Here is a 14,280-nt window from a genome sequence, read left to right on the forward strand (position 1 = left end):
ACGGTACCCGCGTCTTGCGCTTCCGTGCCGGCAGCGGGTGCGGCGACAGGACGCTCCGGGCTTCCCGGCTGTTCCGGTCGCTGCGGGCTCTGTGTGCTCACGGTGCGCCTCCCAGCCGGATGCGCGGGTCGATGACGGAGTAGAGCAGGTCCACCGCGAGATTGACGAGGATGTAGCCGGCCGCGGTGAAGAGCACGACGCCCTGAACCATCGCGTAGTCGCGGGTGAAGACGGCGTCGATCATCAGCTTCCCGAAGCCGGGCAGGACGAAGATCTGCTCCGTGACGACCGCGCCCGAGATGAGATGGCCCAGCTGGAGGCCGAGCACGGTGACGACCGTGACGAGGGAGTTGCGCAGCGCGTGCCCGCCGACGACCTGGTGCGGCGCGAGGCCCTTCGCGCGGGCGGTGCGCACGTAGTCGGCGGACAGCGATTCCAGCATCGCCGCTCTGGTCTGCCGCATCACGATGGCGGCGAGGCCGCTGCCGAGGACGACGACGGGCAGCACCATCCGCCGCAGGTTCTCCAGCGGGTCGGTGCCGAAGGGCACGAACCCGGATGCGGCGAACAGCGGTACGGCGATGGCGAATCCGAGGATGAGGACGATGCCGAGCCAGAAGTTCGGCACCGAAAGCCCCAGCAGGGCAATGGTGTTGGCGAACCATTCGGCGGGCCTGCCGCGCCGAACGGCGGCTACGACTCCCGCGCCGATGCCCACGACGACGGCCAGGAGGAGGGAGAGCAGGGCGAGTTCGAGGGTGACGGGCAGCGCCTCGAAGATGCCGTCGACGACGGGCAGGCCGGTGCGGGCCGAGGTGCCGAGGTCGCCGGTGACGGCCTGCTCCACGTAACGGCCGTACTGCACGGCGATGTTCTGGTCGAGCCCGTACTGGTGGCGTATCGCCTCCAGCGCCTCCGGGTTGGTCTCCTCCCCGGCGAGTGCGCGTGCCGTGTCACCGGGCATGGCGCGCACGCCGAGGAAGACGACGATGCTGACCAGGACCAGCGTCACCGCCGACTGGCCCAGGCGGCGCAGGACGTAGCGGGTCATCGGCTCCTCGCCTCCGTGTCTCCGCCCGGGGCGTAGCCGGCGTTCTCGACGCGTATCAGCCCGTCCCCGTACACGCGCAGGCCCGCGATCTCTTTGGTGGTGACGACGTAGTTGCGCTGCCGGTAGAGGTAGACGAGGGCGTGCTCGTCGTTGATGGCGGCGGTCACGTCGCGGTAGATCTCCCTGCGCTCGTCCGGGTCGGACGTGCGGCGTCCGTCCTCGATGAGGGAGTCGATACGTTCGTCGGAGATCCCGGAGCGGTTCTCCGAGCCGAGCGTCGCGGCGAAGGCGTCGATGTTGCCCGCCGGGTCGAGCCTGCCGGACCAGCCGACCGACACGGCCTCGAAGTCGCCCTTGTCGGCGTGTTCGAGGAGGGTGGTGAACTCCGTGGGCCGCAGCTTCACCTGGAACCCGGCGTCCTTAGCCATCGCCTGGACGACCTGCCCGAGCCGCATGTCCTCCACGGTGTTGGAGATGGTCAGTTCGACGGGTACACGGCCCTTCTGCCCCGCCTCGCGCAGGAGTTGGCGTGCCCGCCCCAGGTCCCGGCCGGGGCAGCGCGTCTTCGTGCCGAGTTCGCTGGAGGGGGCGACGGGCCCGCAGGCGGTGTCGTACATGCCCTGGAAGACGATCTTGTTGATGAGTGCTCGGTCGAGGGAGAGCGCGAACGCCTCCCGTATTCGTCCGTCGCGTGCGAGGGAGCTGTTCACCTTGCCCGGTTTCTTGCCCAGGCCGCGGGAGTTGCCGATGTTGACGGTGAGGCCCTGGTAGCCGAGCGTCGGTGAGTTGAAGACCTGGAGGGTGTCGTCGGTCAGCGCGCTCTGCACTTCGAGTGGTGCGGTCTGGTCGCTGATCTGGGCGTCGCCGGAACGGAGGTTGGCCAGCCGCACATTGCCGTCGATGATCGTGCGGTAGACGACCTTCCGCAGATGTACGCCCGAGGCGGCGTAGTAGTTCGGGTCCTTCTCCAGCACGATCCGGTCGCCCGTCACCCGCTCCTTGAACCGGAAGGGCCCGACGCACGAGGGATGCGTGGCGAAGTCCTTCCCGTACTTCTTCAGCGCCCGCGGCGACATCACCATGCCGGAGCGGTCGGCGAGCGCGCCGAGCAGCGGCTCGTAGGGCTCCTTCAGGCGCAGTTCGACCTTGTCGCCGCCGGTGGCCTCGATGCTCTTCACGGGTTCGAGCTCGCTGGCACGGGCCGACTCGGGCAGGTCGCGGTGGCGGCGCAGCGACGTCTCGACGGCTTCTGCGTTCAGCGGCGTTCCGTCGCTGAAGCGGGCACCGCGGCGCACCTCGATCACGACCTTGCGGCCGCCGTCGCTCACCTTGGGCATTCCGGCGGCCAGTTGGGGCCGGATGCGGTTGCGCGCGTCGGTGTCGTAGAGCTTCTGGCACATCGAGGCGAAGACGCTGCGGCCGACGAGGGTGCTGCCGAGGCTCGGATCCAGCTTGTCCGGATCGGACTTGAACGCGACGGTGAGCGTGGCGCCGTCCCGCACGGGCCTGTCGTCGGTCATCCGTACTCCGCCGACCTCGGTCGCCGACGTCGTCAGGGAAGCGCAGCCTGTCGCGCCGAGAGCGAGAGCGGCTGTCAGGGCCACGGCGCGCTGGAGGGCTCGTACGCGCCGGGGGCACTCCCCCTGACGGGGCCCGCGGGAGGAAGCTTGGGGGAGCAAGGCTGTCCACCTCTGAAGCGGATCGACAGGATGCGGGCGACAGTATGCCGTATACAGCCAACTGACAAGGGTTCGCAGCGGCCTTCCGCACCGGCCCGACCAGCGGTCGTTGCGGCTGCGTGACCACTGAGTCCACGCAGTGTGATCCGTCGTTCCGTCCGCGGATGACTACCCTTGGCGGGCATGGCTGCTTCCCCCGACTCCCCCGACTCCCCCGGCGCCGGCCCCGCACCCGGCTCCGGACCCGCCCCCGCACCGGACGGACCGCACACCACGCACGCGGGGCACCCCGCGGACTCCACGGGCTCCAACGGCTCCCCCCGCGGCCCCCTCGTGGCGATCCTCAGCGGCGCGGGGATCTCCACGGACTCCGGCATCCCCGACTACCGCGGTCCGCAAGGACTTTGGCGGCGCGATCCCGAGGCGGAGAAGCTCGTCACGTACGACTACTACATGACCGATCCCGAAGTCCGGCGCAAGTCATGGCAGATGCGCCGCACCAGCCCCACCTGGGACGCCCGTCCGAACGCGGCGCACGAGGCGGTGGCGAAGCTGGAGAGGTCCGGCAAGCCGGTGCGGGTCATCACGCAGAACGTGGACGGGCTGCACCAGCTCGCGGGGCTCCCCGGCCGCAAGGTGCTTGAGCTGCACGGCAGTTCACGGACCGTGGTGTGCACGCAGTGCGAGGCCGGCAGCACCATGGCCCAGGCCCTGGAGAGGGTCGAGGCGGGCGAGGACGACCCCGCGTGCCTCGGCTGCGGCGGCATCCTCAAGTCGGGCACGGTGATGTTCGGGCAGGCCCTCGATCCCGATGTGCTGGGCCAGGCGGTCGGCGTGGCGAAGGCCTGCGACGTCTTCGTGGCCGTCGGCACGTCGCTTCAGGTGCAGCCCGCGGCGTCGCTAGCCGAGATCGCCGTCGACCACGGGGCCCGCCTCGTCATCGTCAACGCCGAGCCGACGCCATACGACGGCCTGGCGGACGAGGTCGTGCGCGAGCCGATCGGCGAGGCGCTTCCGGCGCTGCTGGAGGGACTGCACGGGGGTTGAGTGCCTTCGCGCTCAACCCCCGGCGGTGGGACCGAATCCGGGCAGGGTGAGGGCCGAATGGGCCGGTCTTCCCTCCGCGGAGGGCATGGCACTGAGATTGCGCAGCATGTCGTTGCGCTGCTCCAGGGCCCGGGCGGTGGTCGGGAAGAGTGCGGCATCGCCCTCGCCGGCCTGCTCCTGGTTCACGGTTACGAACTCACGGGTGCTGTGTTCGTAGGCAGCGAAGCCCGCGGCGTGGTCCCGGCCGGCCAGGGAACCGGCGAGCATGTACGCGCCGACGAGCGCGAGGCTGGACCCCTGTCCGGTAAGGAACGAGGGCGCGTACGCGGCGTCGCCCACCAGCGCGACCCTGCCGCTGGACCAGCGAGGCATGCGGATCTGGCTGACCGCGTCGAAGAACAGATCATCCGCGTCGCGCATGGCGGCAAGCATGCCCGGGACCTCCCATCCCGCGTCGGCGAAGACCGCGGCGACCAGGTCCCGTTGGGCCTCCGGATTCCGGACCGCGTCGAACGGCGGTTCCGGGTGGGCGAAGTTCAGGAGGGCGTGCACTTGGTCGTCGTCCCCCACGGCGTAGAGTGCCGCGGCCCTGCCCGGGGCGTTCCACATGACGGTCTCGCGGAAGAGCCCGAAGGTGTTGCGCATGGTGAACCCGGCGAAGCAGTAACCGAGGTACCGGTGGAACTGCTCTTCGGGGCCGAACAGGAACTCGCGGGTACGTGAGTGCAGTCCGTCCGCGCCGAACACCATGTCGAACGTACGCCTGCTGCCCCCGCGGAAGGTGACGTCGACCCCGTGGCGGGACTGGTGGAGGGTGTCGATGGAGTCGTCGAACAAGAACTCCACGTCGTCACGGACCGCCGAGTACAGAGCGCCGGTCAGTTCCCCGCGCCGCACCTCCAGGTCCCGTCCCGCGACACCGCCGGTGACGGTGTACGGGTCGACCGACGCCACCTCGCTGCCGTCCCCGTCGAGGAAGGTCAGCCGGCGCAGGTCGATGTGCGCGTCCTGCAGGCGCGGCAGGATTCCCATCCTCCGGACGACCTCGAGCGCGGTGCCCCGCACGTCGACCGGATATCCACCGCCGCGAAGCGTGCCCGCCTTCTCGACCACCGTCACCGCGAATCCGTGGCGGTTCAGCCAGAACGCAAGGGCGGGCCCCGCGATGCCGCCCCCGGATATCAGGACCTTGCGCCTCGGCGTCGTACGGACATCCGTCAGCTGATCGGTGCGGGGCATTCCTTGACTCCCTTACGCAAGGTGCGGGTGACGAGCAGGGCCAGCGCCGTGACGGCACCGGCTATGACGAAGCCGATGACAAAGGCCGATTCGGCAGGGACATCCGACCCGGAAGGGGTGCCGGCGGCGAGGAGCGCACCACCGAGCTGCCCGCCCACAGCCATCCCGAGCACGCGGGTCACCAGGATCAGACTGGTGGCGACGCCGGTCTCATTCGAAGCGGCGGATGTGGCGATGCTCGTCGTCATCGCCGTGACACACAGGCCATTGGCAAGCGCGACCAGTGCTTTGCCGACGACGAGGTGCCAGGCCTCGGAGTGCACGGCCGCCATGGCGATCAGACCGGCGGCCATGACGACGATCCCGGCGGTGGCCACGGCACGCGAGCCGAAACGCCGCTCCCAGATGCCACCGACTGGCCCGGCCAGCATCGCGGCCACAGTGCCGGGCAGCAGGAAGAAGCCGATCTCAGTGGCACTGGCCCCGAAACCGTACCCGTCGCCGGAGACGCCCCACAGCTGCGGAACGAGAAAGACCGCCATCGAGGCACCGACGCAGATCACGAACGTCAGCACACACGACTTCCACATCGCAGGCCGTGCCAGCATGCGCAGATCGATCATCGGCGAGGCCGCACGACGCTCGACGGCTATCCATCCGGCCACGAAGGCGGCCAGAAGCACGACGAGGGCGCCGAGCACGTGTGGCTGTGAGGCGATGTCGGCCGCCAGCGAGAGCACGAGCAGGAGCGTGACCAGCGTCCCGCTCAGGAGAACCAGGCCGAGCCAGTCGACCCCGGCGTCGTCCGACCGGTCCGCCGGATCTTGCGGCACCTGCCGGTTCACGAGGACGACGGCCACGATGACCACGATCGTCGGCAGCGCGAACATCCAGTGCCGGGACAGCCCTTCCGCCACCGGCCCGGCGGACAGCATTCCCACCATCCCGCCTCCGACGAACAGCCCGCTGACCAGCCCGATGGCCACCTTCGACTCTCCCGCGGGGAGGTGTTTGCGCACCACGATGAACGACAGGGGCAGCGCGCCCACCATCGCTCCCTGCAGTACCTGACCGAGCAGCAGCACCGGCAGATTCGGCGCCAGTGCGGACACCAGGCCGCCGGCCGAAACCACCGCCATCAGCCGGATCAGGACTCGTTTTCCCCCGTAGCGGTCACCGAACTTGCCTGCGATCGGTGTGACGAGCGCGCCGGTGATGGGGATCAGGATGCTGAGTAACGCCCCCTCGGCCGGACTCATTTCCAGTTCGCGCTGCAGGAGCGGGAGCGTCGGCGCCATCACCGACTCCAGGGCACCGGTGGCGACGGCCAGCATGCCGAGAGCCCCGACAGCGGCCTTACCGATGCGAGCCGGGGGAGCCAGAGTTGCAGTCATGGACGTCCTTTCCGTCATTGCCGGCGTCCTACACTACACCGTGCAGTGTAGAACGTTAGGATGTGCCCATGCCGACCACGAAGACACTGCGCGAGGGGTCCACGCGGAAGCGGGCCGCCATCCTCTCGGCGGCCCGGGAACTGTTCCTCGCAGACGGCTTCGACCGGTCCAGCGTCGACGCGGTCGCCGCCCGGGCCGAGGTGTCCAAGCGGACGGTCTACGACTACTTCGGCGACAAGCAGACGCTGCTGCGAGCAGTCGTCGACGACGTCGGCCAGTCACTGATCACCACGATCCGGCGCACCCTGGACGACACCCTCACCGACCGCACCGAGGGTGCCGACCTCGAGGACGCTCTGGTCACGTTCTCGATGCGCATCGCGACCGACATGCTCGGCTCGGCGGAGTACGCAACGCTGCAGCGACTGGTCCGGGCGGAATCCGGCCACCTGCCGCACCGGAGCTACAACGCCATGGCCGACACCCCCGACGAGGCGATTGCCGAGCGGTTCGCCGCATGCGCCGCGGCCGGACTGCTCGATGTCCCCGACCCGCGCCTCGCGGCCGACCAGTTCATCGCGCTGACCTTCGGCGTCGCGCTGGACAGGCTCGGTTCCGCGAACGCCGCGGAGGACACCCGCGTCCGGCCACTCGTCGTCGAGGGAGTGCGGACCTTTCTTCGCGCGTACGGGACCAAGCAGGGCCGGAGCAGCGCGAACTGAACGGTGCGGGGCTGCCTACCCCGCCCGCAGCAGCCGTGCCGCGGTACGGGCGCCGGGGCTCCCCGCGGACAGCGCCTGAGTCAGCGCCCCGCCCGCGGCTGTCAGCGCGTCGTCGCTCATCGGGGCCAGGGCGTCGAGGATGAAGACGGCACGGGTGGTGCGGGTGGTCAGGCGTGTGCGGACGCACTGGCGCCAGTTCCAGCGTCGGCAGGTGACTCCGCCGTCGTCACGCCACACGACCTCCCCGGAGCGGGGGTGCTCCACCGTCTCTTCGCCGCCCGACGCGGCTGCGAAGGGCTCGGTGCCCTCGGCCCGCACGAGCCTGGCGGGGCCGGCGTAGCGGTCCAAGTCCTCGCCGCCGACGGGCAGTACGTGGGCGACGGAGACGGCGTTGTAGACGTCCGTGAGCCGGTCCACGCGGGGCAGCCCGCCGCCCGGTGCGCGGCGCAGCAGCGCGTCCACACTCGGCCGTACGCGCTTGGGCTTGGCACCGAAGGCGCGGAACGCCTCGTGCCAGGCGGAGACATGGGGGTGCGCGCCGGGGTCGCCGCAGGCTTCCGCCTCGGCGGGGGCGAGCATGCTCTCGCTGAACTCGTCGGAGGGGCCGGGCCGCAGGCCCTCGGCGGCGACGAGCAACGCCCGGTAGTCGGGGCGGAGTTCACCGACCGCGGGATCGATGAACGCCTCGTCGAGCCATCGCCGCAGCGCGGCCACGTCTGTGGTGCCGATGCCGACCGTCACGGTGATCTCTCCTCGGAGCGCAGGACACTTCAATGCACTGGACAGTACAGCATCTGCGACCAGGTCAGCCGGTCGTGATCCGCGCCCGCCACGAATCGCCCACCGGGCAGAGCTCCGCGCGCAGTTGGTCCGTACGGGGAGAGCCGTCGGCACGCCAGCGGCGGATCAGCCCGGCGAGGGTCACGAGGGCCGGTGACTCCGGCCGGTCGGCGATGAGGTGGAGGCCGGTGACGAGAGCGGCATGGCCGGTGCCGTCCGGGGACAGGCAGCCGATGCCGATTCCGTTGCCACGCTCGACCGTCGCTTCGAGCAGACCGTCCGGTTCGGCGGCGATCAGCCAGTCCTTCAGGTGGAACCAGTCGCCGTACTTGGCCGGGCTCGGCTCGATGTGGCGAGCGCCGGTGAGCGCGGTGAGGCAGGAGGCCGCCGTGCCGGCTTCGTGCGCGCCGAGCAGTGTGACGGAACGCTCCCGCTGTCCGGGGTCGGCCGCGCTGGTGACGTCTTCCGGCCGCTCGGGCGCGACCATCGGCATGTAGCCGCCCTGATGGGCCGAGACTTCGTGCGGTCTGTGCCGTTCGTCGACGGTGATGCGGGCGATCGCGTAGCCGCTGGGCAGGCCGGAGGTGCGTACGCCGCACAACAGCACGCCGCCGGGCTTGAGTTGGCGCAGCCAGGCGTCCGGCACCGCCGGCGGTGTGGTGCCGGCGAGGATGCGGTCGTACGGGGCGTGGGGCGGGTGTCCGCGGAGGCCGTCGCCGACGACGACGCCGACCGGGTGTCCGTGCTGCGCATAGAGCCCTTCGGCGCGCCCGGCGAGGCCGGGGTCGATCTCGACGGCCGTCACCTTCCCGTCCGGACCGGCCAGCCTGGCGATGAGGGCGGCGGACAGACCCGAGCCGAGGCCGATGTCGAGGACGCTCGCGCCGGGGCGCACGTCCAGCATCCGCAGGTGCCGGTGGGTGACGGCAGCCGGCGTGAGCGGGCGTACGGCACGGCCGTCCGCGCCGTGGAACCGCTCGGCCGGTACGGCGGCGAGGGCGGCGTCGAATGCGGTCGTCCGGGAGGTGTCGGGCACCGGGCGATCCTCCCGGCCGGAACGGCAGGCGGGCAAGGCACGCCCGGCCCGGGCGTCCATCCCGCCGGTGAGGCACGGGTGAGACAGGTGTGAGGCACCGGGGACGGCACGAGCCCCGGCACCGCCACGCACCCCGCCCCACCCGCTTCACGCGATCGGGGGCGCCTGCCGGGCGGCGGGCAGGGGCGGCACGCAGGCTTTCGGGAAGGAGAGGCCACTGCCTCTCCCGCAGTGTCGGGTTGTGCTTGTGCCGAAGCGAAGTGCCGAAGCGAAGGACGCGGGACGTGAGTGACCGGCGTAGTTGGACGGACGATCTGCTTGCCTCGGTGGAACGCGAACCTCCGGTGCGGTCCGTCGCCGTGCTTGCGCGGATACTCGAGAAGGAATTCGCCGCCGTCCACGTGTCGTTCCTGATCACCGACCTCGGCGGAAGGGCCGTGGTCCGGCTGCCCGGGCACTCCGTCGGTGCCGCTTCCGGCCCGGAGCAGCTGCCCCTCGCCGGAACCGTGTACGGGCATGTCATCCGCTACCAGCAGCTCTGGGTGGGCCCCGTCGAGCACACGGCGGTGGACGCCGCGGACAGCCTGGTGCACGAAGGCGAGCCCGCGTCGGTACCTGCGGAGGGACCGGCGGCGGCGCGCGCGGAGGAGCCGACAAAGGTCATCGCGCCGGTCACCGACCGGGGGGACGCGATCGGGCTGCTGGAGCTGACCCTGCCCTCCCGGCCGGACCGGGACAGACTGGAACGCATCAGCGAGGCCGCCCACGCCCTCGCCTACGTCGTGATCGTCAACAGACGCTTCACCGACCTGTACGAGTGGGGGCGGCGCACCACGCGCATGTCGCTGGCCTCCGAGATCCAGCACCGGCTGCTGCCCGAGTCCTTCACATGTGACGCGGGCCCTTTCACCGTCGCCGGGTCGCTGGAACCGGCCGCCAACGTCGGCGGCGACACCTTCGACTACACCCTGGGCGAGGACGGTCTGCATCTGTCTCTCACCGACGCCATGGGGCACGACGTACGGGCGGCGCAGCTGGCCACCGTCGTGGTCGCGGCCCTGCGCAACGCACGCCGCGCCGGCCAGGACCTGCTCGCCCAGGCGCACGCCGCCAACCAGGCGGTCATCGAACACGCCATACACGAGCACCGGGCGGTCTCCGAGCAGTCGGTTCAGGTGCAGCATGCCCTCGCCGCGCACAGCGCACAGGCCATGGTCACCGGGCAGCTGATGTGGATCGCCTTCGAGACCGGGGAGACCGCCTTCGTCAACGCCGGGCACCAGTGGCCCCTGCTGCTGCGGGACGGAGAGGCCCGGGAGCTCACCCCGCTCATCGACCTCCCCTTCGGGATCGAACCCCACCCGCAATACCGCGTGCAGAACATCGCTCTCCGCCCGGGCGACCGCCTCGTCCTGTTCACCGACGGCATGCTCGAACCCGACCAGGACGACGAGGGCCTGCGCCGGCTGGTCGAAGCCACCGCCGCGGAGCATCCACGCGAGGCCGTGCAGACGTTCACGAGGTCCGTCCTCACGGCCACGGACCACGATCCGCGCGACGACGCGACCGTGCTCTGCCTCGACTGGCACAACTACATGCATCCGGCGGGGAGTTCGTCCCGGGCCTGAACGATCCGGGGGGGCCGGGAGCCGGCCACGTGGAACCGGGCCGCCGCCGCTCAGCCGGATTCCGGCACGGCCTTGTGGCTGCCCGGGGTGTGGCCGAAGGCGCGGCGGAAGACGTCGATGAAGGCGCTGGCGGAGGACCAGCCGCAGCGGTGGGCGACCGTGGTCACCGGCACGTCGTCGGCCAGCAGACACAGTGCGTGGTAGAGGCGCAGCCGGGTGCGCCACTGGGGGAACGTCATGCCCAGTTCGCGGTGGAAGAGCCGGCTGAGGGTGCGCTGGCCGGCTCCCGCCGCGCTCGCCAGTTCGGCCAGGCTCCGCGGATCAGCGGGATCGCGGTGCAGGAGGTCGCAGACGGCCGCGAGGCGGGGGTCGGCCGGCGCCGGCAGCCGTACGGGGTCCTGCGGTGAGACGCGGAGGCAGTCCAGGAGCACCGCGAGCAGGCGCCGCCGCTCGGGGGTCTCGTCGTGCGGGTCCCGGGTGCAGGCGAGGATCAGTTCGCGCAGCAGAGGACTGACGGCGAGGACCGTGGGGGCGTCGAGCCCGAGCGGGTTGGTGCCGGCAGGCAGGCCCAGCAGGTGCAGGGCGAGGTGGCCGTGGGCGCGGTGGGCGTGGACGCATCCCGCGGGGACCCAGATGGCACGGGTGCCGGGGGCGAACCAGGTGCCCGCCCCGGTGGTGACGGCCAGGACGCCGGAACCCGCGTAGATGATCTGGTGGTCGTCGTGACGGTGGGCGTCGATGCGCTCTCCGGGCGCCATCACCTGGGTGCGGGTGGGCGCTTCGGGGGTGTGGCGGATAACCGGCATGGATTGGCATCTTATCGGAAGCGCGCCAAGCTGGGCGGTGGCGATGATGCCGGGGTGCAGACGAACAAGTCCCCGCGTACCAGGCCCATCACGCTGCTGTCGTTCGGGCATGCCTGCGTGGACGTCTACCAGGGCGCGGTGGCAGCCCTCGTGCCGTTCTTCGTCTCCGAGCGCTCCTACACCTACGCCGCCGCCTCCGGCATCGTCCTGGCCGCGTCCCTGCTGTCGTCGGTGATGCAGCCGCTGTTCGGAGCGCTCACCGACAGACGGGCGATGCCGTGGCTGCTGCCGGTGAGCACCCTGGTGGGCGGTGCCGGTGTCGCTCTGGCCGGTGTGGGCGGCTCGTACGCCGTCACGCTGGCGGCCGTCGCGGCGTCCGGCATCGGCGTAGCCGCCTACCATCCGGAGGCCGCCCGGGTGGCGCGGCGCGCGAGCCGCGGCAGCCATACGGCGATGGGCTGGTTCTCCCTCGGCGGCAACCTCGGTTTCGCCGCCGCGCCTCTGCTGGTCTCCGCCGTCATCGCCACGGGCGGCCTGCGTGCCTCGCCGCTGCTGGTCGTCCCCGCGCTTGCCGGAGCGGCGCTGTGCCTGGCCGCCCTGCGCGGCGTCGAAGCCCCCGCATCGGCGGCAGCGGCCGCCCGTGCGAAGGCGGCCGTCGGCGCGGACGACTGGGAGTCGTTCATCAGGCTGTCGGGGGCCGTCGTGTGCCGCTCGATCGTCTTCGTGGGCCTCAGCGCGTTCATCTCGCTCTATGTGCGCCAGCGCATCGGCGGGGGTGAACTCTCCGGTACGGCCGCGCTGTTCGTGCTCTACCTCGGCGGCGCCGTGGGCACCGTGACCGGCGGGAGGCTCGCCGAACGGCACGGACGCATCCGCGTCGTGCAGTGGTCCTACGCCCTGACCGTGCTCGCCGTCGCCGGGGTGGTCCTCGTACCCGGTCCGCTGCTCTACGTCTTCGTCGCCCTCACCTCGGCCGGCCTCTACGTGCCCTTCTCGCTGCACATCACCCTCGGCCAGGACTATCTGCCGCAACGCGTCGGCACCGCCGCCGGCGTCACGTTGGGCCTGACCGTCAGCATCGGCGGCATCGCGAGCCCGCTCATCGGCGCCGTCGCCGACGCCGCCTCTCTGCAGACCGCGCTGGCGCCGCTCATCGCGCTGCCTGCCGTCGGCTGGCTGCTCCTGCGCACTCTGGAGGAACCCGAGATGGCGGAGGCGGCCGCCGGCAAGCCGGACGGGGAACAGCCGGAATCCGTCGCCGACCCCGGCGCCCGGCCCTGAGCCCCCTGGAACGGCGAACGCGTCAGCCCGCCGCGCCCGGCGCCTTCGGCGGCGCCACCCGCATCAGCAGGACGTACAGCAGGAGCGAACTGGAGACGCCGACCGCCCAGCCGTAGTCGGCGAGCGGCTGGAGGAAGGGGATCAGGCCGTCGGCCGGGAAGGGCCCCTTGCCCTTGGCGGAGTACGAGCCGCCGACGGCCAGCAGGCCGCCCACCGTGAACGCCGCCACGGCACGCCAGTTCCAGCCGGAGCCGTACCAGTACGCCCCGCCCTCGCGGTAGAGCTCGGCCAGCTGCAGACGCGTACGGCGCACGATCCAGTAGTCGGCGATGAGGATGCCGGCGACGGTGCCGAGCAGACCGCCGACCGTGCCGAGCCAGGTGTAGATGTACAGCTCGGGCGTCTCCGTCAGCTTCCACGGCATGATCACCACACCGATGACACCCGTGATGAGCGCGCCGGTGCGGAAGTTGATGAACCGCGGCGCGAGGTTCGCCAGGTCGTACGCGGGTGAGACGACGTTCGCGGCCAGGTTCACGGAGATCGTGGCGATGAGCACGGTGACCAGGGCGAAGAGCAGCCCGAAGACGTTGTCGGTCTTGCCCGCGAGCTCCACCGGGTCCCAGACGGAGGCACCGTAGACGACCTGCGAGCCCGAGGTGACGAACACCGACAGCAGGGCGAAGAGGGTCATCGTCGTGGGCAGACCGAGGGACTGGCCCCACACCTGTGCCCGCTGTCCCGCGCCGAAGCGGGTGAAGTCGGGGATGTTGAGCGACAGCGTCGACCAGAAGGCGATCATGCCCATCAGCGCGGGGAAGAACACCGGCCAGAACTCCGGGCCCCAGCCCAGCTTGGAAGGCTCGTCCAGCAGCGGCCCGAAGCCGCCGGCCTTGAACGCGATCCACGCCAGCAGTACGAATGCGCCGACGAGGACGAACGGGGCGGCCCAGTTCTCGAAGCGGCGAAGCGTCTCCATCCCCCGGTAGATGATGGCGAGTTCGAGCGCCCAGAACAGCACGAAGCACAGCCACATCGTCCATGGCTCCCCGCCGATCTTCGCGGCCTCGGCCCACCCGCCGAAGATCTTGCCGAGGAGTACGAAGATGCCCACGCCGCCGATCCACGTCTGGATGCCGAACCAGCAGCAGGCCACGGCGGCCCGGATCATCGCCGGAAGGTTCGCGCCGCGCAGCCCGAAGGAGGCCCGCGCGAAGACGGGGAAGGGAATGCCGTACTTGGGCCCCGCGTGGCCCGTCAGCAGCATCGGAAGCAGCACGATCACATTGGCCAGGGCGATGGTGAAGACGGCCTGCTTCCAGTCCATGCCGAAGGCGACGAGGCCCGAAGCGAGCATCCAGGACGGGATGTTGTGCGCCATGCCGATCCAGATGGCGGCGAAGTTGTAGGTGGTCCAGTGCCGTTTGGCCATGGGGACCGGATGCAGGTCCGCGTTGGCGAACCGGCTGCCTTCGGGTATCGCGCCCTTGACGAGCTCCACCCGGCCGTCGGGGTGCGTGACTTCTTCAGCGGTGCCGGTGCCGGGCACGTCCTGCGGGCCCGGTGCGGCGGTTGGAGCGGTCCCGGTCATGGCACACACCTCTTCGGCTCGGTGCT

Annotated in this window: 12 protein-coding genes; 4 read left to right on the forward strand and 8 right to left on the reverse strand. The window is 70.9% G+C overall.

The genetic code is table 11. The annotated features are described in order from the left end of the window. Nucleotides 1-97: 97 nt before the first annotated feature. Together ACSMXX_RS04460 and ACSMXX_RS04465 are read right to left on the reverse strand one after the other, a co-directional pair. Entirely contained in the window at nt 98-1,051 is a 954-nt protein-coding gene (locus ACSMXX_RS04460) for an ABC transporter permease (protein ID WP_473182728.1), read from the reverse strand. Beyond that, nucleotides 1,048-2,571 carry an ABC transporter substrate-binding protein gene (locus ACSMXX_RS04465; RefSeq protein ID WP_473182729.1) on the reverse strand — a complete coding sequence of 508 codons (1,524 nt, stop codon included), beginning with the start codon at nt 2,569-2,571 and terminating at the stop codon, nt 1,048-1,050. Before ACSMXX_RS04465 ends, ACSMXX_RS04460 begins: the two co-directional genes overlap by 4 nt. Before the next feature lie 342 nt (nt 2,572-2,913). On the opposite strand from ACSMXX_RS04465, the gene ACSMXX_RS04470 reads away from it, so the two are divergent. Next, nucleotides 2,914-3,777, forward strand: coding sequence for an SIR2 family NAD-dependent protein deacylase (locus ACSMXX_RS04470; RefSeq protein WP_473182730.1), 864 nt, complete (start codon nt 2,914-2,916; stop codon nt 3,775-3,777). Nucleotides 3,778-3,789: 12 nt separating this feature from the next. Here the strand turns inward: ACSMXX_RS04470 and ACSMXX_RS04475 are convergent, their stop codons facing one another. Both ACSMXX_RS04475 and ACSMXX_RS04480 read right to left on the reverse strand, forming a co-directional pair. Further along, nucleotides 3,790-5,016 (reverse strand): FAD-dependent monooxygenase, encoded by a 1,227-nt coding sequence (locus ACSMXX_RS04475; protein ID WP_473182731.1) that lies wholly within the window; start codon nt 5,014-5,016, stop codon nt 3,790-3,792. After that, a complete protein-coding gene (locus tag ACSMXX_RS04480) occupies nt 4,995-6,410 on the reverse strand; it encodes an MFS transporter (RefSeq protein ID WP_473182732.1) in 1,416 nt (471 codons plus the stop codon). The genes ACSMXX_RS04475 and ACSMXX_RS04480 overlap by 22 nt, the downstream gene beginning before the upstream one ends. Nucleotides 6,411-6,478: 68 nt before the next feature. On the opposite strand from ACSMXX_RS04480, the gene ACSMXX_RS04485 reads away from it, so the two are divergent. Continuing rightward, complete coding sequence (locus tag ACSMXX_RS04485; RefSeq protein WP_473182733.1) at nt 6,479-7,132, forward strand: TetR/AcrR family transcriptional regulator; 654 nt, start codon at nt 6,479-6,481, stop codon at nt 7,130-7,132. Between the two features lie 15 nt (nt 7,133-7,147). On the opposite strand, the gene ACSMXX_RS04490 is transcribed toward ACSMXX_RS04485, so the two are convergent. Together ACSMXX_RS04490 and ACSMXX_RS04495 are read right to left on the reverse strand one after the other, a co-directional pair. After that, the gene (locus ACSMXX_RS04490; protein ID WP_473182734.1) at nt 7,148-7,873 is read right to left on the reverse strand and encodes a B3/B4 domain-containing protein; all 726 of its coding nucleotides are present in this window, start codon (nt 7,871-7,873) and stop codon (nt 7,148-7,150) included. A 64-nt stretch (nt 7,874-7,937) separates the two neighbouring features. Next, a complete protein-coding gene (locus ACSMXX_RS04495; RefSeq protein ID WP_473182735.1) occupies nt 7,938-8,948 on the reverse strand; it encodes a methyltransferase domain-containing protein in 1,011 nt (336 codons plus the stop codon). Nucleotides 8,949-9,232: 284 nt separating this feature from the next. Between ACSMXX_RS04495 and ACSMXX_RS04500 the strand changes: the two genes are divergently transcribed. Then, nucleotides 9,233-10,576, forward strand: coding sequence for a PP2C family protein-serine/threonine phosphatase (locus ACSMXX_RS04500; protein ID WP_473182736.1), 1,344 nt, complete (start codon nt 9,233-9,235; stop codon nt 10,574-10,576). 50 nt (nt 10,577-10,626) lie between these two features. Here ACSMXX_RS04500 and ACSMXX_RS04505 read toward each other — a convergent pair whose 3' ends face one another. Further along, on the reverse strand, nt 10,627-11,382 hold the full coding sequence (locus ACSMXX_RS04505; RefSeq protein WP_473182737.1) for a helix-turn-helix transcriptional regulator: 756 nt from the start codon (nt 11,380-11,382) through the stop codon (nt 10,627-10,629). A gap of 87 nt (nt 11,383-11,469) precedes the next feature. Here ACSMXX_RS04505 and ACSMXX_RS04510 point away from each other — a divergent pair, with 87 nt between their 5' ends. Continuing rightward, complete coding sequence (locus ACSMXX_RS04510) at nt 11,470-12,663, forward strand: MFS transporter (RefSeq protein WP_473184629.1); 1,194 nt, start codon at nt 11,470-11,472, stop codon at nt 12,661-12,663. Between the two features lie 22 nt (nt 12,664-12,685). On the opposite strand, the gene ACSMXX_RS04515 is transcribed toward ACSMXX_RS04510, so the two are convergent. Next, on the reverse strand, nt 12,686-14,254 hold the full coding sequence (locus ACSMXX_RS04515) for an NCS1 family nucleobase:cation symporter-1 (RefSeq protein ID WP_473182738.1): 1,569 nt from the start codon (nt 14,252-14,254) through the stop codon (nt 12,686-12,688). Between the last annotated feature and the right edge of the window lie 26 nt (nt 14,255-14,280).

The sequence above is a fragment of the Streptomyces sp. DSM 116795 genome (assembly GCF_055792905.1).